18 protein-coding genes are annotated in these 23,463 nt (G+C 59.4%); 6 read left to right on the top strand and 12 right to left on the bottom strand.

The features are described 5' to 3' along the window. Window positions 1–88: 88 nt before the first annotated feature. A complete protein-coding gene (locus FJU08_RS18500; RefSeq protein WP_141150531.1) occupies window positions 89–763 on the top strand; it encodes a spermidine synthase in 675 nt (224 codons plus the stop codon). A 112-nt stretch (window positions 764–875) separates the two neighbouring features. After that, window positions 876–1,199 carry a DMT family transporter gene (locus FJU08_RS18495; protein WP_141150530.1) on the top strand — a complete coding sequence of 108 codons (324 nt, stop codon included), beginning with the start codon at window positions 876–878 and terminating at the stop codon, window positions 1,197–1,199. 48 nt (window positions 1,200–1,247) lie between these two features. On the opposite strand, the gene rnr is transcribed toward FJU08_RS18495, so the two are convergent. Together rnr and topA are read right to left on the bottom strand one after the other, a co-directional pair. Beyond that, window positions 1,248–3,536, bottom strand: coding sequence for a ribonuclease R (rnr, locus tag FJU08_RS18490; RefSeq protein ID WP_235890822.1), 2,289 nt, complete (start codon window positions 3,534–3,536; stop codon window positions 1,248–1,250). A gap of 26 nt (window positions 3,537–3,562) precedes the next feature. Continuing rightward, on the bottom strand, window positions 3,563–6,265 hold the full coding sequence (topA, locus tag FJU08_RS18485) for a type I DNA topoisomerase (RefSeq protein WP_141150528.1): 2,703 nt from the start codon (window positions 6,263–6,265) through the stop codon (window positions 3,563–3,565). Between the two features lie 268 nt (window positions 6,266–6,533). Between topA and FJU08_RS18480 the strand changes: the two genes are divergently transcribed. After that, window positions 6,534–6,713, top strand: coding sequence for a hypothetical protein (locus tag FJU08_RS18480; RefSeq protein ID WP_328592423.1), 180 nt, complete (start codon window positions 6,534–6,536; stop codon window positions 6,711–6,713). Window positions 6,714–6,866: 153 nt separating this feature from the next. Here the strand turns inward: FJU08_RS18480 and dprA are convergent, their stop codons facing one another. From dprA to FJU08_RS18460, 4 genes are all read right to left on the bottom strand, one after another. Further along, window positions 6,867–8,045 (bottom strand): DNA-processing protein DprA, encoded by a 1,179-nt coding sequence (gene dprA, locus FJU08_RS18475; protein ID WP_141150526.1) that lies wholly within the window; start codon window positions 8,043–8,045, stop codon window positions 6,867–6,869. A 46-nt stretch (window positions 8,046–8,091) separates the two neighbouring features. Continuing rightward, the gene (gene plsY / locus FJU08_RS18470) at window positions 8,092–8,709 is read right to left on the bottom strand and encodes a glycerol-3-phosphate 1-O-acyltransferase PlsY (protein ID WP_141150525.1); all 618 of its coding nucleotides are present in this window, start codon (window positions 8,707–8,709) and stop codon (window positions 8,092–8,094) included. Window positions 8,710–8,827: 118 nt separating this feature from the next. Next, window positions 8,828–10,117: a dihydroorotase gene (locus FJU08_RS18465; RefSeq protein WP_141150524.1), complete on the bottom strand. Its 1,290-nt coding sequence runs from the start codon at window positions 10,115–10,117 to the stop codon at window positions 8,828–8,830. Then, complete coding sequence (locus FJU08_RS18460; protein WP_141150523.1) at window positions 10,114–11,055, bottom strand: aspartate carbamoyltransferase catalytic subunit; 942 nt, start codon at window positions 11,053–11,055, stop codon at window positions 10,114–10,116. Before FJU08_RS18460 ends, FJU08_RS18465 begins: the two co-directional genes overlap by 4 nt. A 143-nt stretch (window positions 11,056–11,198) precedes the next feature. On the opposite strand from FJU08_RS18460, the gene FJU08_RS18455 reads away from it, so the two are divergent. Next, window positions 11,199–12,854 carry an acyl-CoA dehydrogenase family protein gene (locus tag FJU08_RS18455; RefSeq protein WP_141150522.1) on the top strand — a complete coding sequence of 552 codons (1,656 nt, stop codon included), beginning with the start codon at window positions 11,199–11,201 and terminating at the stop codon, window positions 12,852–12,854. A 173-nt stretch (window positions 12,855–13,027) separates the two neighbouring features. Here FJU08_RS18455 and FJU08_RS22835 read toward each other — a convergent pair whose 3' ends face one another. After that, entirely contained in the window at window positions 13,028–13,195 is a 168-nt protein-coding gene (locus FJU08_RS22835; RefSeq protein ID WP_181409920.1) for a hypothetical protein, read from the bottom strand. Window positions 13,196–13,651: 456 nt separating this feature from the next. Between FJU08_RS22835 and FJU08_RS18450 the strand changes: the two genes are divergently transcribed. Next, window positions 13,652–15,484: an aminopeptidase P family protein gene (locus tag FJU08_RS18450; RefSeq protein WP_141150521.1), complete on the top strand. Its 1,833-nt coding sequence runs from the start codon at window positions 13,652–13,654 to the stop codon at window positions 15,482–15,484. Window positions 15,485–15,519: 35 nt separating this feature from the next. Here FJU08_RS18450 and FJU08_RS18445 read toward each other — a convergent pair whose 3' ends face one another. Together FJU08_RS18445 and FJU08_RS18440 are read right to left on the bottom strand one after the other, a co-directional pair. After that, entirely contained in the window at window positions 15,520–15,837 is a 318-nt protein-coding gene (locus FJU08_RS18445; RefSeq protein ID WP_141150520.1) for an AzlD family protein, read from the bottom strand. Then, the gene (locus tag FJU08_RS18440) at window positions 15,834–16,532 is read right to left on the bottom strand and encodes an AzlC family ABC transporter permease (RefSeq protein ID WP_141150519.1); all 699 of its coding nucleotides are present in this window, start codon (window positions 16,530–16,532) and stop codon (window positions 15,834–15,836) included. The genes FJU08_RS18445 and FJU08_RS18440 overlap by 4 nt, the downstream gene beginning before the upstream one ends. Window positions 16,533–16,626: 94 nt before the next feature. Here FJU08_RS18440 and FJU08_RS18435 point away from each other — a divergent pair, with 94 nt between their 5' ends. After that, window positions 16,627–16,863 (top strand): DUF2164 domain-containing protein, encoded by a 237-nt coding sequence (locus FJU08_RS18435; RefSeq protein WP_141150518.1) that lies wholly within the window; start codon window positions 16,627–16,629, stop codon window positions 16,861–16,863. A gap of 4 nt (window positions 16,864–16,867) precedes the next feature. Here FJU08_RS18435 and pncA read toward each other — a convergent pair whose 3' ends face one another. From pncA to FJU08_RS18420, 3 genes are all read right to left on the bottom strand, one after another. After that, window positions 16,868–17,485, bottom strand: a complete 618-nt coding sequence (gene pncA / locus FJU08_RS18430; protein WP_141150517.1) for a bifunctional nicotinamidase/pyrazinamidase — start codon at window positions 17,483–17,485, stop codon at window positions 16,868–16,870. 165 nt (window positions 17,486–17,650) lie between these two features. Beyond that, on the bottom strand, window positions 17,651–19,987 hold the full coding sequence (locus tag FJU08_RS18425) for a sensor domain-containing phosphodiesterase (protein WP_181409919.1): 2,337 nt from the start codon (window positions 19,985–19,987) through the stop codon (window positions 17,651–17,653). A gap of 193 nt (window positions 19,988–20,180) precedes the next feature. Continuing rightward, window positions 20,181–22,619 carry an ATP-dependent helicase gene (locus FJU08_RS18420; RefSeq protein ID WP_141150515.1) on the bottom strand — a complete coding sequence of 813 codons (2,439 nt, stop codon included), beginning with the start codon at window positions 22,617–22,619 and terminating at the stop codon, window positions 20,181–20,183. Window positions 22,620–23,463 lie beyond the last annotated feature (844 nt).

Genomic DNA, 23,463 nt, shown 5'->3' with positions numbered 1-23,463 from the left:
TTACCCGCTGGCAAATATTTTTGCGCAAATCTGGACAGTATCTGGCGGCGCGCGTGATAGACCTCATTGTCAGAGGAAGGGCATTCAGATGATTCCATGGGAAGAACTTGACGAAGCTTCGATACCGGGTGAGACCGGCACGCTCAGGCTGAAGCGGCGCGGCACGGAATATTCCATCATGCTCGGTTCCAACGAGCTGATGAACAGCCGCCTTTCCGGCTCTGAAGAAGCGCTGGCCGAGCTTGCCTTTGAAAAAATCGCGGCCCGCAAGGCGCCCGTGATGCTGATCGGCGGTCTCGGTATGGGCTTCACCCTGCGTGCTGCCCTTGCCGTTCTGCCTGAGGATGCCAGGGTCGTCGTCGCCGAACTGGTGCCTGCGGTGGTCAAATGGGCACGCGGACCGATGGCGCCGGTGTTCAAGGGCTGTCTGGATGATCCGCGGGTGGAGATTTTCAACGGCGATGTTGCCGCGCTGATCGCCGGTTCAAATGATGCTTTTGACGCCATTCTTCTCGATGTCGACAACGGGCCGGACGGCCTGACGCGGTCGGATAATGATGGCCTTTATGATTTTCAGGGGCTTTCGCGGAGCCGAAGAGCGCTGACGGCAAGCGGTGTGCTGGCCATCTGGTCCTCCGGCCCGGATGAGCGCTTTACCGGGCGCATGAAAAAGAGCGGCTTTACCACCGAGCTTCACATGGTGCGCGCCAATGCCAAGCGGCGCGGCCTGAAACATGTGATCTGGCTTGGTGTGGCGCGGTGAGAACATTGATTTCCTGCGTGATCGAGGCTAAAGGCCTGGCCTGCGCGGGACGACCCGCGTCGTCGTGATCATTCCGGGACGGCCCGGCCCACTTTTGAAAAGGAGGGCCGCCATGGCCTGGTTCTATCTTGCAATCGCCGGTGTGCTGGAAATCGTCTGGGCTTTCTCGATGAAGAAATCCGCAGGCTTCACATTGCTCGTTCCCACCACCATCACGATCGTCGCGTCGCTGGCAAGCTTTGTTCTGCTGTCAGTTTCCATGCGGTCCCTGCCGCTTGGCACCGCCTATACGGTCTGGACCGGGATCGGCGCTGTCGGCGCCTTTGCCGTTGGGATTGCCGTACTGGGCGAGGCGGCAACGCCCGGAAGGTTGATTGCCGCCGGATTGATTATCTCGGGGATCGTGCTGATGAAGCTTTCAGGCTCTGAGGCTTAAGCCGGACCTGAAGGTGAACCGCTTTCAGGGGGATGGGGGGGGGGGCGTTCAGCGCCGCCCCCGGCTCCTGCCAGCGCCGCCGCCGCGCTGGACACGGCCGCGCTTTGACTTGTGGAACGAGCGCTGGGCGCCGGGCAGTTTGCGGCCGGAACTCAGCATCTCGAAGCGCAGGGCACCGGCAAGCGGGATCGCTTCGACAAGCTGCACCTCGACCGTATCGCCCAGCTGATAGCCAAGCCCGCTTTTTTCGCCCACCAGCGCCTGACGCACCTCGTCATGGACGAAGAAGTCGTTTCCAAGCGTGGAGACGGGAATGAAGCCGTCGGCGCCATATTCGGGAAGCGCAATGAACAGGCCCGAGCGGGTGACGCCTGCCACCCTGCCGTCAAAGCTTTCGCCGATGCGGCCCGCCAGATGGTGGGCGATCAACCGGTCAACCGTCTCTCGCTCCGCCGCCATGGCACGGCGCTCGAAGGTCGAGATTTCGGCGGCGATGTCGTCTAGCTGCGTCTCTTCCTCACGTGTCAGTCCGCCGTCACCGAGGTGAAGGCCTGCGACCAGCGCGCGATGAACAATAAGGTCGGCATAGCGGCGGATCGGCGAGGTGAAATGGGCATATTTCATCAGATTGAGGCCGAAATGGCCGCCATTCTCCGGTGAATAGACTGCCTGGCTCTGCGAGCGCAGCACCATTTCATTGATCAGATCCTTGTGCGGGCTGCCTTCGGCCTTGGCAAGGATGCCGTTGAAGGCATTGGCGCGCAGCGCACCACCCTTGGCAAGCGGGATCGACAGCGTTGCCAGAAACTCCCTCAGCGTCTCCTGTTTCGACAAGGAGGGCTGGTCGTGAACGCGGTAGATCAGTGCCTGCTTCTTCTGTTCCAGCGTCTCGGCGGCTGCGACATTGGCCTGGATCATCATTTCTTCGATCAGCTTGTGCGCATCGAGCCGGGCGGGAACAACGACCCGATCCACAGTGCCGTCTTCCTTCAGCAGGATCTTGCGTTCAGGCAGGTCGAGATCGAGCGGCTGGCGACGGTCGCGCCCGCGCGTCATGATCGCGTAGGCGGCCCATAGCGGCTTTAAGACGGGCTCCAGCAACGGGCCGGTCTTGTCATCGGTTCTGCCGTCAATCGCGGCCTGTGCCTGTTGGTATGAGAGCTTGGCGGCGCTCTTCATCATGATGCGATGGAAGGTGTGGGAGGCCTTGCGGCCCTCTTTGGAAAAGACCATGCGCACAGCAAGGGCAGGGCGGTCCTCGCCCTCGCGCAGGGAACAGAGATTGTTGGAAATGCGCTCCGGCAGCATCGGCACGACGCGATCGGGGAAATAGACCGAATTGCCGCGCTTCAGCGCTTCGCGGTCAAGGGCAGAACCAGGGCGGACATACCAGGAGACGTCGGCAATCGCCACCGTGACGATCACGCCGCCTTCGTTTTCGGGCCGGGTGTCCGGCTCGGCATAGACGGCGTCGTCATGGTCCTTGGCATCCGGCGGGTCGATGGTCACCAGCGGCACATCGCGCCAGTCCTCGCGCTTTGACATGTCGGCAGGCTTGGCAGCCTCGGCCTCGTCAATCACGGGTTTGGGGAAGATATGCGGAATACCATGGGCGTGGATGGCGATCATCGACACCGCTTTTTCGGAGGACAGCGAACCGATAATGGCGAGAACGGAACCGCGCGGCAGGCCGAAGCGGCCCGAGCGCTGAACGTCGACTTCGACAAGGTCGCCGTCTTTGGCGTCGCCAAGATCCGCTTCGGCAATGGCGATCTCACTGTCGCGCCGGTCGATCGGCATCAACCGGGCGTCACCATCCTCCATCATGCGGATCACGCCGAGGGCTGCGAGCTTGCGCTTGTCGATCAACTTGATGACGCGGGCGGTATAGGCCGGTCCGGTCTCCGACTTGGAGCGGAAGATCTTGGCAACCACCCGGTCGCCGATACCGGCAGCGGGCGCACCCTTCTTGCCGCGCGCGGCACCTGGCGGTTGGCGGATCAGCACGGCAGGCGCCGCGCCTTCTTCTTCCGGCCATTCGGCGGGGCGGGCGATCAGTTCGCCGTCCTTGTCGCGGGTGGTGATGTCGAGCACCGTCACCGGTGGCAGCGCGCCCGGGCGCATCAGGCTCTTGCGCTTTTTCTGCAGCATACCCTCGTCTTCGAGGTCGCGCAGCGCATCCTTGAGCGCAATGCGCTCGGCACCCTTGATGCCAAACGCCTTGGCGATTTCGCGCTTTGAGGCGCGGTCAGGATTTTCCGAAATGAAGCGCAGCAGCACGTCACGCGGCGGCACCTGACCATGGATGATCGGTGCGTCGGCGGATTTTGTCGGCAAGTTTTTGCCGGAACGGGGTTTTGCGATCAATTGTCACCGCTTTCGGCTTCGCCCGCGGACGCGCTGTCAGCCTTTTTCCTGGCCGGCGCCTTCTTCTTCGCGGTTGAAGCGGTTTTGGACTTGGCAGCACTTTTCTTCGCTGCCGGTTTCTTCTCACTGGCCTTCTCAGCCGTTGCCTTCTTCGCCGTCGTCTTTTTGGCGGCTGCCTTTTTGGCACCGGCCTTGGCTTCCAGAAGCGGCAGGGCTTCTTCCAGCGTCACGCTTTGCGGATCCTTGCCCTTGGGCAGGGTCGCGTTGATTTTGCCCCAGTTGACATAGGGGCCGTAACGGCCGTCACGCACGGTAATTTCGCCGCCATCGGGATGGTCGCCAAGGCTTTTCAGCGCCGCAGGTGTGGCACGCCCGCGGCCGCCCTTGGCCTTTTTGTCCGCCAGCACCGACACGGCGCGGTTGACGCCGATCGAGAACACATCCTCGATGCTTTCCAGATTGGCATAGGTGCCGTCATGCAGCACGAAAGGTCCGTAGCGTCCAAGCCCGGCAGAGATCATCTTGCCGCTCTCCGGATGCTGGCCGACATCGCGCGGCAGCGACAGAAGCGCCAGCGCCTTTTCGAAATCGATATCTTCCGGCTTCCAGCCGCGGGGCAAAGAGGAACGCTTGGCCTCCTTGCCGTCACCACGCTGAACATAGGGGCCGAAACGGCCGGTTCTGAGCGTGACCGGTTCGTCGGTGACCGGATCCTTGCCAAGTTCCTTTGGTTCGTTCGGGTTGATGCCCGACGCGTCGGCTTCGGCATCGGCGGAAAGCTGGCGGGTGAAATTGCACTCCGGATAGTTGGAGCAACCGACAAAGGCGCCATATTTGCCGAGCTTCAGCGATAGCTGGCCAGTGCCACAGACCTGACACTGACGCGGATCGCCGCCATCCTCGCGCTTGGGGAAGACAAGCGGCGCCAGCGCTTCGTTCAGCGCGTCAAGCACATTGGTGACGCGCAGTTCCTTGGTGTCTTCCACTTGGGCGAAGAAATCCTTCCAGAAATCGCGCAGCACCTGCTTCCAGTTCAGCTTGCCATCGGAGATCTCGTCGAGCTTTTCCTCAAGGCCTGCCGTGAAGTCATATTCGACATAGCGGGTGAAGAAGTTTTCAAGGAAGGCCGTTACCAGCCGGCCCTTGGCCTGCGGGATCAGCTTGCGCTGGTCGATATTCACATAGTCGCGGTCACGCAGGGTGGCGAGCGTCGAGGCATAGGTCGACGGGCGGCCGATGCCGAGCTCTTCCAGCTTCTTGATCAGCGAGGCTTCCGAATAACGCGGCGGCGGCTCGGTGAAGTGCTGGCTGGCATTGACCTTTTCCTTGCCCAGGCTCTCAGCCTGATTGATCTCGGGCAGACGGCCATCATCGTCGCCATCATCGCCGGGCGTCTGTTCCTCGCGGTTATCGGTATAGGCGGCGAGAAAGCCATCAAAGCGCACGACGGTGCCGACGGCGCGCAGGCCGGCGCGATCGGATCCGCTGGCAGCGGTGATCTCGGCGGTGGTGCGTTCCATTTCGGCTGAGGCCATCTGGCTGGCAATGCCGCGCTTCCACACCAGATCGTAGAGCCGGAACTGGTCAGCATCGAGATAGCGCTTCACCATGGCTGGCGTGCGCGAGAAATCGGTGGGGCGGATGGCCTCATGGGCCTCCTGCGCATTCTTGGCCTTGGTGGAATAGGCCCGCGGCGATGGTGGCAGGTAGCGGGCACCGAACTGGTCACCAATCGCAGCACGGGCGGCTTCAATGGCTTCCGGCGCCATCTGCACACCATCGGTACGCATATAGGTGATCAGACCAGCCGTCTCGCCGCCGATGTCGACGCCTTCATAGAGGCGCTGGGCAACCTGCATGGTGCGCGAAGCCGAAAAGCCCATGCGTGAGGAGGCCGCCTGCTGCAGCGTCGAGGTGGTGAAGGGCGGGCCGGGATTGCGCTTGACCGGCTTTGCCTCAACGCTTTCCACCGTATAGGCCGCACTTTCCAGCATGGCCTTGATGCGGTTGGCGGTTTCGCCATCACCGATCGATTGTTTCTGGACCCGCTTGCCTTCAGCCGAAACCAGGCGGGTCGCGAAAACATCGCCGCGCGGGGTCTTCAGATCGGCCGAGATGCGCCAGTATTCTTCAGGCACAAAACGCTCGATCTCGCTTTCGCGGTCGCAGACAAGGCGCAGCGCCACCGACTGCACACGGCCGGCAGAGCGGGCGCCGGGCAATTTGCGCCACAGCACTGGCGAAAGATTGAAGCCGACAAGATAATCAAGCGCGCGCCGTGCCAGATAGGCATCGACCAGCGCCTCATCGATATCGCGCGGATGCGCCATGGCATCAAGAACGGCATTTTTGGTGATGGCGTTGAACACCACCCGCTTGACCGGCTTCTGGCCGATGACGCGCTTTTTCTTCAGGACATCGAGAACATGCCAGGAAATGGCTTCACCTTCGCGATCCGGGTCCGTTGCCAGGATCAGGCCATCGGCCGATTTCAGCGCATCGGCAATATCCTTGATCCGCTTGGCCGAGGCGGTATCCACCTGCCACGACATGGCGAAGTCCTCATCCGGCAGTACCGAACCATCCTTGGCGGGCAGATCCCGGACATGGCCGAAGGACGCGAGAACCTTGTAACCCTTGCCGAGATATTTATTGATTGTCTTGGCTTTCGCTGGGGATTCTACAACGACTACGTCCATCACTTTGTCTCAATTCTTTCAAGGGAGCCGGCACGAGAAGAAAAAGCCGGCTTTGCATTGGCCCGTTGGCTTCCGACATGGACAGTGATTTCCGTCCGGTCAAGCCCCAGCGCCGAAAATTCGGCCGCAATGGCAAAATACAACCTATAAGTGCTATTTAATTTATTGCAATCGTGGGGTAAGTTGTTATGGTGAACCAGGTTGGCTTCCGGCGGAGGTCAGGCCTGCTGTAATTTTCGCCAAACCGGACGCAGTAAAGATGTCGAAATTGTCTTCAGATGACAAAAATCAGGTCCATCTCGCTGACAGCATTGAGTATATTCGCCAGATGCTTGGTGAGCTTAGACGTCTGGCCGATTCCTCCGGCGAAGACATGTTGAGCTATCTCATCGATATGGCCTACATTGAGGCGACCGATCTGCAGTCACGCTCCAAAACAAAAATGTAACCTTATTCCCAGTCTCAGCAGTGGCCGGATCTATAATTACGAGTACGGCCGTAAAAAGACGGTTACATTCAAAAGGCCATTTTTCCCGATATTCTTAGTCTTTTTCCTACGAAACGGCAATTTACGCGCGCCTTGACGGTCGTTTGATAGCACTCATGCCAGGGAAACCATGCCGCCCGTATGGCGAACCAGCCGTCCTGCGAGATCGAGTTCAAGCAACAGAAGCTGGACTTTCCCGGCGGGAATGCCGGTAAAACTGATCAGATCGTCAAGATGGCAGGGGCTTGGTCCGAGTGCTTCGGCGAGGCGTGAGCGTTCATCTTCGCTTGGCGGCATCAGGTCTTCCGGATTTTCCCCGTCCTCGCCATCCTCGGCGCCGGGCGACATGGGCAGTTCCATCTGCGTCAGCGGCGCCAGAGCCTCAAGCACATCGTCAGGGCCGCAGATGATCGAGGCACCCTGTTTGATCAGCCTGTTGGTTCCTTCCGAACGCGGATCAAGCGGAGAGCCGGGAACAGACAGAACGATGCGGCCGAATTCATTGGCAAGCCTTGCGGTGATCAGGGAGCCGGAACGCATCGCCGCCTCGACAACAACAACTGCAAGTGATGCGCCGGCGATAAGCCGGTTGCGTCGTGGGAAGTCGCGCGCACGCGGCTCCCAGCCAAAGGGCATCTCGGTGATCACAACGCCGCCATCATCGGCGATGGTACGGTATAAATCTTCATTCTCAGGTGGATAGGGCTTGTCCAGCCCGCCGGCGATTGCCGCCAGAGTGCCATGGGCAAGGCTGGCGCGATGGGCCGCCGTGTCAATGCCACGGGCGAGGCCGGAGACGACGCTGTAGCCGGCACTTCCGGCTGCGCGCGCTATCATAGCGGTGAATTTGGCACCGCTGACCGAGGCATTGCGGGCGCCGACAATGCCGAGAGAGGGGCGGGTCGCGACAGCGCCGCTACCCTTCATGGCCAGAACAGGCGGCGCACCCTCGATCGTGCGCAGCGCTGGCGGGTAGTCCGGCTCACCGATGCCGACGAAGCGGGCGCCAAAGCGGCGGGCTGTCTCCAGTTCCCGTTCGGCCTCGTCAACGGTTGCGATCCTGATTGCGCGGGAAGAGCCGCCGCGCGCCGCAAGTTCGGGGATCATCTGAAGGGCCGCTTCGGCCGTTCCATAGTGGTTGATCAGTGATCGGAAGGTAACAGGACCGACATTGTCGCTGCGAATCAGTCTGAGCCATGCCAGACGCTGCCTGTCGGTGAGTACAATGCCAGATCGCCTCAGAGGCGAGGCTGCAGCGCTAAGCTCGCCGCCCTTTACTGTGTCATTCGGCATAGATCGGCACCAAGACTGAAGAAAATTCCATGGTGCCGGTCTGCATTCATCCCTTATCTCCGATCCGGCTTTCGGTGCCGGAAATCAAGCGCTCGATATTCGCCTTGTGCCGCCACCACGAAATTAATGTCATGACAGCAAAAACAAGTGACATTTCTGGTTGCCTCATTATCCACAATGCAACCGGGATGACAAGGGTTGCAACAAGTGCCGCGAGTGACGAATAGCGGCTGAGGCGCGCAACCAGCAGCCAGACAAAGGCGAAAATCAACACGACGGCAGGTGCAAGCCCCAGAAGTGCGCCGATATAGGTTGCAACGCCCTTGCCGCCCTTGAAACCGAGCCAGACGGGAAAAAGATGGCCGATAAAGGCTGCGAACGCCGCCAATATACCGGCATCATGACCGTAAAGTGTGGTGGCGAGAATGGCGGCGGCGGTCGCCTTGAAGGCATCCAGCAGCAGCGTCAGCGCAGCAAGATGGCGTTTTCCGGTTCTCAGAACATTGGTGGCGCCGATATTGCCTGAACCGACCTTGCGGATATCACCGAGCCCGGCGATCCGGGTGATCAGCAGTCCAAACGGGATCGATCCCAGCACATAGCCGCCAGCCAGTACAATGGCCGCCTGCGCCAGGGTCACGTGAAAGGAAAGGAGCTCAGTCATGGGGCCGGTCCTTCTGGACTGTTGTCGGAGCATTTCCGAATTTCATGCGAAAATGCGCTATCATTGTTTTCGACGCAATTGTTGCGGCAAACGCTTTCTCGGCTTTGCCGCAACGGTTCTAGAGGCTGCGCTGATAAACGCGCTTGCCGCCGACATAGGTAGCGACGGCGCGCCCGGAAAACCGGGCATCTTCAAAGGTCGTGTTTTTCGAGCGTGAACGGATCGTGTCCGGCCCGACAAGCCACGGCTCCTCCAGGTCTATCAGCGTGATATCGGCGCGCGCGCCGGCTTTCAACGTTCCGGCTTCGAGCCCGAACAGCCTTGCCGGTCTGGTCGAAAGCGCATCAATCAACCGCATCAGCGGAACCTCGCCCGAATGGTGCAGGCGAAGGGCGGCCGAGAGCATGGTTTCCAGCCCGATCGCGCCGTTTTCCGCTTCCGAGAAGGGCAGGCGCTTGGTATCAACGTCCTGCGGGTCATGTGAGGAGACAATGATGTCGATCAGCCCGTTCTTCAGCGCCTCGACCATGGCAAGCCTGTCTTCTTCGGCTCTGAGTGGCGGCGATAGCTTGAAGAAGGTGCGGTATTCGCCGATGTCGTGCTCGTTGAGCGTCAGATGGTTGATCGAGATGCCGCTTGAGACATTGGCGCCACGCTCGCGGGCGACCCGGATGGCCTCGGTGGATTGTGGCACGGAGATCTTGGCGGCGTGATAGCGCACGCCAGTCAGGGCGGCCAGACGCAGGTCACGCTCCAGCGGAATGATTTCCGCCTCGCGGGGAATGCCCGCCAGCCCGAGCCAACTGGCAAACAGGCCTTCATTCATGTCGCCTGCCGAGAGATAGGGGTCGCGCGGCTCCAGTGACACGACGCTGTCGAAGGAGCGGGCATAGGTCATTGCCCGGCGCAGCACGCGGTTATCGGCGATCGGATGCTGGCAATTGGTGAAGGCAACGGCGCCTTCTTCCTTCAGCAGGCCAACTTCCGTCATCTCCGTGCCCTTCAGCCCCTTGGTCAGGGCTGCGGCCGGATAGATGTTGACGACCGCATTGTCACGGGCGGTCTTCAAAACAAATTCGAGCAGGGCAATGTCATCGATCGGCGGATTGGTGTCCGGCATCATGATGAAGGAGGTGATGCCGCCCGCCGCTGCCGCATGGCTTGCCGATTCGATAGTCTCGGTATGCTCAAGGCCGGGTTCGCCGACGAAGACATGCGCATCCACCAGACCCGGCGTTGCAACAAGGCCTTCGCAGTCGACCACCTCGGCGCCCTCGGGAATGCCCTGGTTCGTCGCTTCCGGTCCGGCTGCGGCAATGATGCCGTCCTTGACGATGATGGTGCCTCTGGCATCGAGATCGCGCGAGGGATCAATGACCCGCGCATTGGTCAGAACCAGCGTTGTCATAGGCGTGGCCCTCCATTTTCAGACAGCATCAGCGTCTCCATCACGGCCATGCGAACGGCAACGCCCATTTCCACCTGCTTTTCGATCACGCTTTGCGGCCCATCGGCAACATCGGTGGCGATTTCGACGCCGCGGTTCATCGGGCCGGGATGCATGACCAGCGCGTCTTCCTTGGCAGCCTTCAGCTTTTCGGCATCCAGTCCCCAGAAGCGGAAATATTCCCGCACTGAAGGGACGAAGGAGCCGGCCATGCGCTCGCGCTGCAGGCGCAGCATCATCACGACATCGGCGCCCTTCAGCCCTTCTTCCATCGTATCGAACACTTCGACGCTCATGTCGCGCATGCCCGCCGGCAGCAATGTTGCCGGACCGACAACCCGCACACGGGCACCCATGGTGTTCAAGAGGATGATATTGGAGCGGGCGACACGGGAGTGAAGAATGTCGCCGCAGATCGTCACGATGATATTGTCAAGGCGCCCCTTGGCGCGACGGATCGTCAGCGCGTCCAGCAATGCCTGGGTCGGGTGTTCGTGAGCGCCGTCGCCGGCATTGACAACCGAGCAGGCCACCTTGCGTGATAAAAGCGCGGCCGCGCCCGCCGAGGAATGGCGGATCACCAAGACGTCCGGGTGCATGGCGTTCAGCGTCATGGCGGTATCGATCAGCGTTTCACCCTTTTTGACGGATGAATTGCCGACCGACATATTCATGACATCGGCGCCGAGCCGCTTTCCGGCCAGCTCGAACGATGCCTGGGTACGGGTCGATGCCTCGAAGAACAGGTTGATCTGGGTGAGGCCGCGTAATGTGGATGTTTTCTTCTCGCGGGCGCGATTGAGCTCGATCGCCTCTTCGGCCTTGTCGAGAAGGGTTTCAATATCGACAGGGGATAAGCCCTGAATGCCGATCAGATGGCGATGGGGAAAGAAGACCATAAAGCTTTCCTCCGTATGGGGTCTTGCGGTCTATAATGGCTGCGCGCCCGCCCTGCAAGCGCCTCATGGCATTGTTACCCGGGTTTGACACGGTGCGTTCCGGCGTGCCAACTGCTGCCATTGCCTGAAGAGAAGTGATCCGAATGACGCCAAGCCGGTCTGACACGATATATAGTCAACTCAATCAGCCGAGGCCGTTTACGGGCATCAATGCCTATCAGTCGGATCCGCTGCTGGGGGATCTGACGCGCAGTCTTTCAAAGCCGCTCAAGGATGATCTGGTGACGCTCGGGCGTCATGTAACATCTGCTGAAGCGCAGGAACTGGCCCGAATGGCCAATATCCACGCGCCGATCCTGAAGACGCATGGTCCGGCTGGTGAACGCATTGACAGTGTTGAATATCACCCCGCCTGGCATGCGCTGATGCGTCGCTCCATGTCGTCGGGCCTGCATGCTTCGCTGTGGGAGCCGCCGCTTGATGCTGATTCGCGCAGCAAGGCGCACAAGATCAGAGCCGTGCGGATGTTTTTGAGTGCGCAGCTGGAATGCGGTCATCTTCTGCCGATGTCATCGACATCGGCTGCGGTTTCCGTACTGGCGGCATCGCCGCAATTGCGCGCGATCTGGGCACCGAAAATATTGTCGCGGCGCTATGATTCGACCATGCGGCCAAACGGGCAGAAATCGGCTGTGACCGTGGGCCTTGCCATTACCGAAAAGCAGGTCGGCAGCGACATGAAAGCCGTAACCACCCGTGCCGAGCGCGTGGGCGAGGGGATCTATCGCTTAAGCGGACACAAATGGTCCGTTGCCGCCCCGATGAGCGATGCCTTCATCATGCTGGCGCAGACCGAGGCCGGGATTGGCTGCTTCATCGTGCCGCGCATTCTGGATGATGGCCAGCCAAATGGCCTGCGTTTCCAGCGGATCAAGGATCTGCTCGGAATGCGTTCTGTCGGCGTGGTCGAGATGGAATTTGCCGATGTGTTCGGTTTCCTGCTTGGCGGGCCGGGCGAGGGCAGCCGCACAGTGCTGGATATGCTGACGCTGATGCGGCTGGATCAAGCGGTCATCTCCAGTGGTCTGATGCGTGCGGCACTGGCGGAGGCGGTGCATGCCAGCCGGGCGCGCCTTGTCCAGGGCCGAGCACTTGTCTCCCAGCCGCTCATGCTCAGGGTGCTGGCCGATCTGGCGCTGGATGTGGGCGCTGCTGGCGCGCTTTCATTCCGCCTGGCCGAATCATTCGACCGGGCGCGCGATAGCGGCGAGGAAGCTGCCTATGCCCGTGTCATGACGCCGGTAACGCGTTATCTCGCCACCAAGATCGCTCCGGCCGTCATTGCTGAAACCATGGAGGTGATGGGCGGCAATGGTTACAGCGAGGACCGCGTGCTGGCACGGCATTACCGCGATGCACCGGCGCTCGCCATTCTCGATGGCGGCGGCAACATGATGGCGCTCGACCTTCTCAAGGTTGTCGAGCACGGCGCGGATCTGTTCGACGCCGTGTTCCGCTTGATCGCGCGCGATCTTGGCAGTTCGGGGGTGAAGATCATCGAGGTGCTGCGCGCGGCGATGGCGCTGTGCCGTTCCGATCCCAGTGCCGCGCGTATCTTTGTCGAACAGCTTGCCCATGCCGCAGCGGCGGCAGAGCTTTATCGCCTCGGCGCGGGGCGCATTGCCGATGCCTATCTGGAAACCCGGCTGGCTGCGGGATGGCGCTCAAGCTACGGCATGCTCGATACCCGCTTCGATGCACAATATATTGTCGAACTGCTTTTCCCCAAGGCTGACTAGTGATTTGTGCGTCGTCTTTCGAGGAAATGCTGAACTTTCAGCAATAGAAAAGGCGGCGCCAGAGGCACCGCCTTTGATCAGTTTCCTGATCGTGATCCGCGAGCGGGTCGCTCAAGCAGATCTTTCTGGCTGGTTCAAACCGGTCCTGGGAGGATGGATCGGCCAGACCGGCATCAGAGCAGGTAGCCAGAGGTGCCCTTGCGGCGCAGCTCGGCGCGGGACGTACCCATGGCCTTCAGCGAAGCGTCGTCAAGGTTCATCAGGGCGCCGTTGACATAACGGTCAGCCTGACGCTGGCGGGCTTCGGTGATGTTCTTGTAAGCGTTACGGAAGATACCCATTTTATCTCTCCTTGTTCCAGGATCGGCGCTCGGTTTTTCGCCGGTCCTATGTTCGTCGTGAGGCAGGCTTCGAACTCTTTTCTCAGCTCCGCGTCTCAAACGACGTCTTGATCAATTAACTGAACCCTATATAGGCCGTACAACCCCTGTGAGGCAGGTGGTCTGTCTCATGGGAGCCATGCAATAGGCGCATGAACCGTTGGATTGGCCTTATGATTGGCCATGTTGTGCCTTGAAATTAAGCAGCTTGCCCTGTTCCTCTGTCATTCTTCAAGAACGCAGTGATGTCGGCAGCTTTTCCGTTGCCAGGGGCGGGCCGGCCGTTGCTTGCAGGCTGTGTCCGGCGCAGATATTGTTCGCAGGTCCCGTCAGGTTCTGGCCTGGCGCATTGCATTTTCTGCCTGCCGGTACGTCCCTGCTTCGTGGCGTAGTCCGGCGCAATTTCCGGGTGTTCCAATGTTTCAGTCCTTTGAAGTCGTTTCCCGTCCCGATCAGGCCGCGCCGCGCATTGCCGCCCTGCGCGCACTATTCCCCGAACTCGGGATCAACGCTTTTCTGGTACCCCACGCCGATGCGTATCAGGGTGAATATCTGCCACCTTCAGCAGAGCGGCTGGCCTTTCTGACCGGCTTTACAGGTTCCGCCGGTATTGCACTAATCATGGAAGAGACTGCCATTGTGTTTGTCGACGGGCGCTATACGACCCAGCTTGCTGCCCAGGTGGACCCGGCGCTGATATCGGCTGGCGACCTTGTCGGTGCGCCGCCGCATGTCTTTCTCGCCGGGCGGAAGCCGCATGGGCTGAAACTCGGCATAGACCCCTGGCTGCATACGCTCAAAGAGGTCGAGCAGCTGAAGCAGGCGCTTGCCGGTTTCGGCGGCGGACTGGTTCTGGTTGATGCCAATCCGGTCGATCGCATCTGGTCTGACCGCCCGGCCGAGCCCATGGGAAAGATCTCGATCCAGCCCGATCATCTGGCCGGTGAGCCAGCCCGCGGAAAGCTTGGAGCTATTGCCGCCATGCTGGCGGGCAAACATGCCGATGCGCTGCTGGTGAGTGATCCGACGGCTGTTGCCTGGCTGTTCAATATTCGCGGCCTTGATGTCGCTCACACGCCATCGCCGCTGTCGCGCGCGATCATCCGCAGGGATGGCACGGCGATGATTTTCATTGATCCGGACAAGATCGATGATGAAGTGCGGGAATATCTCACTCCGCTTGCCGGACTGGCGCCGCCGGAAGAATTTGGTCCCGCCGTCAGCGAACTGGCAAAGGCGAAGGCGACAATGCTGCTTGATCCGGCCCAGGCGCCCTTTGCTGTCGTTCGCCTGATCGAAGGCGCTGGCGGGATCTGGGAGGGGCAGCCTGACCCGGTGGTCCTTGCGCGCGCGGTCAAGAATGGGGCGGAGCTTTCCGGCTCGCGTCAGGCGCATCTGCAGGACGGTGTGGCGATGGTTTCGTTCCTCGCCTGGCTTGATCGCCAGGACCCCGGCAGCGTTAGCGAGATCGCGGCGGCCGAGGCGCTGGAGGATGCCCGCCGGAAAACCGGTGATCGTATGCAGAACCCGCTGAAAGACATTTCCTTTGAAACGATTTCCGGTGCCGGGCCGAATGCCGCCATCATCCACTACCGGGTCACAACCGATACCAACCGCATGCTGCAGGCGGGCGAAATGTATCTTGTCGATTCGGGCGGACAATACCAAAATGGTACGACCGATATTACACGCACATTTGCCATCGGTACCGTGCCTGCCGAGCAGAAGCGTTTCTTCACGCTCGTTCTAAAGGGCATGATCGCGATTTCGGCTGCGCGCTTCCCGGTTGGCACCCGCGGGCAGGATATCGATCCGCTGGCGCGCATCGCATTATGGAAGGCTGGTGCTGATTTCGGCCATGGCACTGGCCACGGCGTCGGCTCCTATCTTTCTGTGCATGAAGGGCCGCAGCGCATTTCGCGCGCCGGCAGTGCTGAGTTGAAACCGGGCATGATCATTTCGAATGAGCCCGGCTATTATCTGCCGGGAAAATTCGGCATTCGGATCGAGAACCTGCTTGTGGTGACGGAAGCCGCACCGGTTGCTGGCGGCGACCGGCCGATGCTTGGCTTCGAAACACTGACCTGGTGCCCGATTGACGCCCGTCTGATTGATACTGCCCTGCTGACGCGTGAGGAACTTGTCTGGCTGGACGCCTATCATGGCGCTGTGCGTGAGAAGCTCTTGCCGCTTGTTACCGATGCTGCGGAGCGGGACTGGCTGGAGGCGGCGACCCGTCCACTGACTTGAAAAAAATCGGCTAAACCATGTGATTGCCTGACTTTTCAGGCAATCACGAAATAGCGCAGGATCATCACCAGTGACCAGCCGACACCGATCATCGGTAGCGGTGAGGCGAATTTGAGACCGGTCACGAGCGCGGCGGCAATGGCAATCTTCGCCTCCCATCCGCCGGCATAAAATGCAGGTGCGACCAGCGTGGTCAGCACCGCGGCCGGAATGGCATTAAGGGCTGCTTCGGCGCGCGGCGGAATGTTGGTCATCACCGACAGCAGCACATAGCCGGCAATGCGGGTGAGATAGGTGGCAATGGCGGCAAGCAGGATCACGATGATCATGTGCTGATCGGTGAAGCCGTTCATGCTTTCGCCTCCTTGCCTGTCTTGGGCGGCAGGGCGGCCGCGAGTGCGACACCGGCCAGCGCACCGATGCTGACATGCCAGGGTGAGCCGATTGTGGCATAGGCGATGACCGAGCACAGTGCTGAGACGAGGACGACCGGCAGAAAATTGTCGCGCTTCCTGAAGCCGATAACGAGGTTGAGGAAATAGATCGGCAGCAGGATATCGAGGCCAAGGGCCGCCGGATTGTCGATGAAGCCGCCAAGCGTCGCGCCGATCAGTGTCATGAGGTTCCAGAGGCCATAGAGGCAGAGCCCTACACCTAGATACCAGACGAAGCTGACGCCATGGCCCTTTTCATGACGCTTCAGCGTTTCGGCAAATTGCGGGTCGGTCATCAGGAAGAAGGCGATCGCCTTTTGCGCCAGGCTGAAATGGGTGATCGCCGGCGTCATGGCCGCCGAATAGAGCACGTGCCGGAAATTGACCGCCACGATGGAGAGAATAATGATCCAGGCAGCAACGCGGTGGCCGAACAGTTCCACGCCGACCAGCTGGCTGGCACCGGCGAAGATCGTGAAGCTCATGAGCGCGGTTTCGAAAACCGTCTGGCCCTGTGCGACTGCCACAGCGCCGAACAGGACGCCGAAAGGCGCGGCCGAGAGGGCAGGCACAAGGCCATCCTTGAGCCCGGCGAAAAATCCGTCTGTATTCATTTGTCTTCTTTCACGTGAAGGCCGGATCATGAAATGGTCTTGGCCGGAATTCAAACAAGAATTGTTGATCCACCCATCAATGAAGGACAGGGCCATGATTGAATTTTCGCGTTCAGAAAAAACGGCCTTCGCCGCCAGTTTGCGCGACTATCTTGAAACAGAGCTTGAATGCGAGACCGGGCAATTGCAGGCTGAACTCTTCTTCGATTTCCTCACCCGCGAATTCGGGCCGCTCTTTTATAATCAGGGCCTGCGCGATGCGCATGGCGTTCTGACCAGCCGGCTGGAAGATCTCGCCGACCAGATCCTGCTTCTTGAAAAGCCGGTTTGAGACCTCAGGCGTCCTTGCTGTCGATCACGCTTATGCCGGCTTGCCGCAGCTCCGCGAGCGCCGTTGCCACGCCTTCGGCGCTGATGCCGCGGCAGCCATCGGCGATCAGCCGGACCTCGATGCCGGGCAACATTTCGTGAGCGTCGAGCGCAGTGAACTTGACGCAGAAATCGGTCGCAAGGCCCATGACATCGAGCGTGTCGACGTTTTGAGCGCGCAGCCAGGCATCAAGACCAGTTTTGGCATTGTGGTCATTATCACGAAAGGCCGAATAGGAATCGACGGTCGGATCCATGCCCTTTTGCTGGATGTAGTGGATCGCCTCTGTCTTGAGATCGGGATGGAAATCGGCGTCCGCCGTTTCCTGGATGCAGTGATCCGGCCACATGACCTGAGGCTTTCCGGCCAGTTCTCCCATGTCAAATGGTGCCTTGCCTGGATGCGCCGAGGCGAAGGAACCGTGGCCTGGTGGATGCCAGTCCTGCGAGGCAATGACGAGGTCGTAGCCACCGGTCTCAATCAGATGGTTTGCGACGGCGACGACGGCATCGCCGTCCTCAACTGCGAGATTCCCGCCAGGGCAGAACCCGTTCTGGATGTCGACGAGCAGGAGCGCTTTCATGGGTAAGACTTTCCGATGGGATTATTCTGGAATTACATGAGGGGCATAGCATGCAACAGGATCATGCCGGATGGGAAGGGCCTACAGTATCGGCCCGAAAATCGGACGCCGTTTCTTCTCGCCAAACAGATGTGCAAATCAGGCGATCTGGAGCGTTGATCTGATTCACTCAGGCCGGTGTTTCAGAAAATGGTCGACCGGCTTTGGCTCGCTGTAGAGATAGCCCTGCAGGAATTCGCAACCCCGTTCGCGCAGCCAGGCTTCCTGTTTCTTGTTTTCAACGCCCTCGGCCACCAGCGACAGATGCAGATGGCGGGCAACGGCGACGATGAATTCGACCAGCGAAGTGTCGCTGCTGTCATCGGGAACGCCGGCAACGAAGCTCCGGTCGATCTTCAATTCATCGATCGGCAACCGCTTCAGATAAATGAGGGCGGAATAGCCCGTGCCGAAATCGTCGATGGACAGGCGAATGCCCAGCGCGCGGACCTGCTTCAACCGCGTCGAAACCATTTCGAAGTTAGCGATGACGAGCGTCTCCGTCATTTCCAGCGTCAGATGTGCAGGGTCAAAATGATAGGTAGCGATCAGCCGCTCCAGCCGCTCGACGAAATTATCCTGCAGCAATTGCTGGACGGAAACATTCACGGACAGGTGGATATCGGGATGTGCGCGCAGCAGCCGGGCACTCTGGTCCAGAACCCAGCCTCCGATGGCAAGGATCATGCCAGTGCTTTCGGCAATGCTGATGAAATGATCGGGGCCGATAATGCCGCGGATCGGGTGATTGAGCCTGAGCAGAGCCTCGTAATAGTTGCCGGCAAAGGCCGTCGAGATTTTCGGCTGGAGGTAGATCTGGAAGCGGTCGTGCAGAAGAGCGTTCTGCAGATCGCGTTCTATGTCGAAACGCTCGACAAGGTCATTGACCATGTCTGGCTGGAACCAGGCCATCTGGCCGCGACCGCGCTCCTTGGCATTGTGCAGTGCCAGGTCGGCACGGCGCAGCAGATCATCAACACTGGTGCGTTGGCGTCCGAAAAGAATGACACCCGCGCTTGAACTTGGCGTTATGTGACGTGAACGCACCATAGCGGAGGCGCCAACGGATGTGTGAAGCCGCTGTAACTCCTCTGCAGTGCGGTTTCGTGCGGTCTCTTCGTCATCGCCGAGGCCGGTGAGAAGAAGGACGAACTCATCGCTGGAAATGCGCGCAACCATGCTGCCGGGGCGCAGATTGTTGGACAGGCGGCTTGCGACCGTGCACAGCAAACCGTCGCCGACGTCATGGCCGAAGATCGAATTGAGTGCGGCGAAATTGTCTAGGTCGAAGAGGATCAGAGCGGCAAAACCGCTCCGGTGTTCCGGGCTCTTGAGATAGTCGGAGACGACATCATAGGCGCGTGCGCGGTTCGCAAGCCCGGTCAGTGGGTCAGAATAGGCCAGCATTTCGATGCGCTCTTCAGTCCGCCGGCGTTCGCTCACATCACGCCAGACACTGACCGAGCCGAGCCGGTTTCCTTCAGGGTCGATGACGGCGGCCTTGATCATTTCCAGGGTCAGGCGATTGCCACTCGGTCCGATGATCTCTCCCTCATTCGTCAAGGTTGACTTGTCGCCGACATCGCTGAAGACCTGGCGGCGAAGCAGATCATCTTCGCTGGCACCGAAGATCTCCGCATCGGTTTTTCCGGCGATCATCTCCTTCGGCATGCCGACAAAGGTGGCAGCGGCGGTGTTGCAGGTGACGAAGCGACCATCGGAGCGTTTGAAATAGATCTGGTCCGGAATGGCGTCGATCAGCACGCTGAGCAAAAGGTGCTGCCGTCCGAGTTCCCGGACGAGGCGTCGGCGGCGAACGATGTTGAAAGCCAGAAGGGCGATAATCACAAGCATGCCAACAAGAGCCACGGTCAGAATGCGGCTGAACAGCCTGTAGGTCTCGTCAAGCTCATGGCTTCTGTCCATGATCGCCTTGTTGAGCTTGCTGGTGTAGTCGTCCAGCGACTGGGTGGTAACCTGTTCGCCATCGGCATGGGAGATGACGGAAAGCAAAACGGTTGATCCGGCATACTGGACCGGCCAGGAAAACACGCGGACGGTTTTTGTGGTGCCGTCGGCGAAACGGTGCGGGAACAGGAAATAGTTTCGCTGCAATTGTTTTGCCCGGCTCATTTCCTCGCGGATCTGGTCACGCGACATCTGGTTGATTTCGCTGATCGACATGGTCTCCAGCATTGCAACGCTGTAGCCGTAAAACCGCGCTGCGGCACGATTGGCTCGCAGGATCTGCGTATCGTCAGTATCCACCATCAGCATGGCGACCGGACTGTCTTCAAACACATCGCCGAAATCGAGATGGCTCTGGGCGAAGGCGAATTCCGTCAGGAAGAGGGGCTCCGTCAGCAAAACCAAAAGCACAAGCGCGAGCCCGCGGGCGATTGCCCGGGCCCAGAAATCAGCTGAAAGCAGCCAGATAGCTGAGGAACCCCGCCTTGTTTTCATTCTCTCGTTTCGGGCCATCGGAACCGCGTTTGGTTCCGTCAATGAAATCCGACACAAGCATACAGCAGAAAAAGCTTTCCAAAAGACGAATTGGGGCAGGAAGGCCACGCAAATTCACGCGTATTGACGAACAGCCAGTCTATGTGCCAGCTGCGCTTTTCGACGATGCAGACAAGGCAGCCAGCCGCATCGTTCACACAGGCTGAATGAAACCCTCAAGCACACGTTTACGGCCGGCCTTGTCGAAGTCGATCGTCAATTTGTTGCCTTCGATGGCGACAATATTGCCATTGCCGAACTTCATGTGGAAAACACGGTCTCCGGGCGCAAAGCGCGACGGCGTCGTTTCCACCGACCGGGCTACCAGTTCGCCGTCAATGGTCTTGCCGCTTGGTCCGCTTTCTCCGTAGCCGATGCGTTCGACCTGATGACCGGATCGGCTGCCCCAATTGTCACGCGTGGCGTCACTGCGATGCGACTGTGCCCGTTTCCAGCCTGGTGTGCCGTAGGAATTGGCAAAGGGTTCGGCACGGTCAAAGCGCGATTGCCCATAGCCGCCATAAGACATTTCGGTCTCTCCGACCTCGACATGATCGCCTGGCAGCTCATCAAGAAAGCGCGACGGCATGGTCGATTGCCACAGGCCGTGGATGCGGCGGTTCGAAACGAACCAGATATGGCAGTTTCGCTTGGCGCGGGTGAGGCCGACATAGGCAAGCCGCCGCTCTTCTTCGAGGCCTGCGCGGCCGCTCTCATCCAGCGCGCGCTGATGCGGGAACAGGCCTTCTTCCCAGCCGGGCAGAAAGACGGTCTTGAACTCCAGCCCCTTGGCCGAGTGCAGAGTCATGATTGAGACGGCGTCGAGATCTTCGTCCTGCTCGGCATCCATGACCAGCGATACATGTTCGAGAAAGCCGCGCAGGCTTTCGAAACCATCCATGGAGCGGATCAGTTCCTTCAGGTTTTCAAGGCGGCCCGGCGCTTCTGCCGAACGATCATTCTGCCACATCTCCGTATAGCCGCTCTCGTCGAGAATCGTTTCGGCCAGCTCCGTATGCGGCGTGGTTTCCAGAAGGCCCTGCCAGCGGTCGAAATGGGTGACGACATCGTAAAGCGCCTTACGCGCCTTGGGCTTCAATTCGTCGGTATCACAAAGCTCGCGCGCAGCAGCCAGCATAGGGATGTTGCGGGCGCGCGCATGGTCATGCAGCTTGCGGATCGAGGCTTCGCCAAGGCCGCGTTTCGGCGTATTGATGATCCGTTCAAGCGCCAGATCATCGGCTGGCTGGCAAACCATGCGGAAATAGGCCATGGCATCGCGGATCTCGAGGCGCTCATAGAAGCGCGGGCCGCCGATAACCCGGTAATTGAGACCGAGCGTGACGAAGCGGTCTTCGAACTCGCGCATCTGGAAGGATGCGCGCACCAGGATGGCCATGTCGTTCAGCGCTTCGCCCTGGCGCTGCAGCTGCTCGATTTCCTCGCCGACAGCGCGGGCTTCCTCTTCTGAATCCCAGGCGGCGTGCACCTGCACCTTGGCGTCATCCGGGTCGACACGATCGGTGAAGAGCGTTTTGCCGAGGCGGCCGTCATTATGGGCGATCAGATGGCCGGCCGCTCCGAGGATATGAGCGGTGGAGCGATAATTACGTTCCAGCCGGATTACCTTTGCGCCGGGAAAATCCTTCTCGAAGCGGAGGATATTGTCGACCTCGGCGCCGCGCCAGCCATAGATCGACTGGTCATCATCACCAACGCAGCAGATATTCACCGGTCCGGTCTCATTGCCTGGCCGCTGGGCCAGAAGCCGCAGCCACATATATTGTGCCGTGTTGGTGTCCTGATACTCATCGACCAGAATGTAGCGGAAGCGCTTGTGATATTCCTTCAGCACGTCGGGATGCTGTCGGAAAATATGGATCGGATGCAGCAGAAGATCGCCGAAATCACAGGCATTGAGCGTTTTAAGCCGGTCCTGATAGGCCTGATACAGCTTGCGGCCACGGCCGTTGCCAAAGGCGCGGGCGTCGCCTTCGGGGATATCCTTCGGTGTCAGCCCCTTGTTCTTCCAGCCGTCAATCATCGAAGCGAACTGTCGGGCCGGCCAGCGTTTGTCGTCGAGACCTTCAGCCTGAATCAGCTGCTTGATCAGGCGGATGACATCATCGGTGTCGAGGATCGTGAAGTCGGAGCGGATGCCGGCAAGCTCGGCATGGCGGCGCAGCAGCTTGACGCCGATCGAATGGAAGGTGCCGAGCCAGGGCATGCCTTCAACGGCACCGCCGACCAGAACGCCAATGCGTTCCTTCATCTCGCGCGCCGCCTTGTTGGTGAAGGTCACGGCGAGGATCTGGCTTGGATAGGCATTGCCGGAAGCCAGAATATGCGCGATCCGCGTGGTCAAAACGCGCGTTTTGCCGGTGCCGGCGCCAGCCAGAACCAGAAGCGGTCCCTCCGTGGAGACAACCGCATCGCGCTGTTCCGGGTTCAGCCCCCCGAGATAGTCGGGGACCGGGGGCTCACGGCGCGCCGCCATGGCGCGTGCCGCTATGCCGCTACCCTCGCGTCGCGGCGGCACTGCGCCCGGGTCGTCGTCATCAAAAAAGGGAATATCGTCGCCATGGTGAATCATGCCGCCAATTTAGTGATTAATGCCGGAAAGAAAAGCGCCATGGCGACAAAACCAGAACAAAATGAGTTTTGACGCGTGATTTGGTGCTGTGCGTCCATCTTCGCAGCCGCGTTAACCGGGCGTTTTTATGTCACGTCGAAGGCCTGCGGATAGCATGATGAAAATGACGTCCGGATGCGGTTCCGCCACCCGGCCATTCCGCGCCTGTGGCAAAAGGCTGCGCCTTCGTCTTGCGGGGGCTGATGCTGGGCAATCTTGATGCGCCCACCCTTTGCTGTTTGCAGCATGGTGGTAAAGTCTTGGCCGCATGATCCATCCATCGCACTATAAGGGTGAGGAAGATCATGCCGCCAGAACGTAATATTTGGGAAGCAGTCCGATTTTAGAAAACAGATAGAACCGGTCCGCCGCTATCGGATCAACGATTGCTGTTGCGCGTCGCCCGACGGCTATAATTGCTATCTATATTCTGATACAGTTCCTTCATGTTTTCATTTTTAAGCATTTCTGATTCATCTTCTCTGCTGCTCAGGCCATAGTCTGTATCAAGATTGTATCCACCCGCCCCAGTTTTTCCATGGTATGATCTATTCTGATCATCATATACAAATTGATTTTTATCGTTTTTGTATGGTGTTGCTGTTTTCGATATTGAGGATATCCCGTCAATTTACAGTTTCCATATTTGTTTTATACATGAATACGTTTCGATTATTGCCTTTATGAAGATGTATCTATTATTAATTTTCTATAATCAGTTTTTTATTAAATAGGTCATGCCGGTGCTGTAACTCTGCATCCATGTCGATGTCGCAACGTATTGATGCGCGGCTTTGACTTGATC

The sequence above is a fragment of the Martelella alba genome (assembly GCF_006516955.1).
GTDB lineage: Bacteria > Pseudomonadota > Alphaproteobacteria > Rhizobiales > Rhizobiaceae > Martelella > Martelella alba.
The sequence above is the reverse complement of the archived record's forward strand: the minus strand, read 5'-3'. Positions and strand labels throughout refer to the sequence as shown.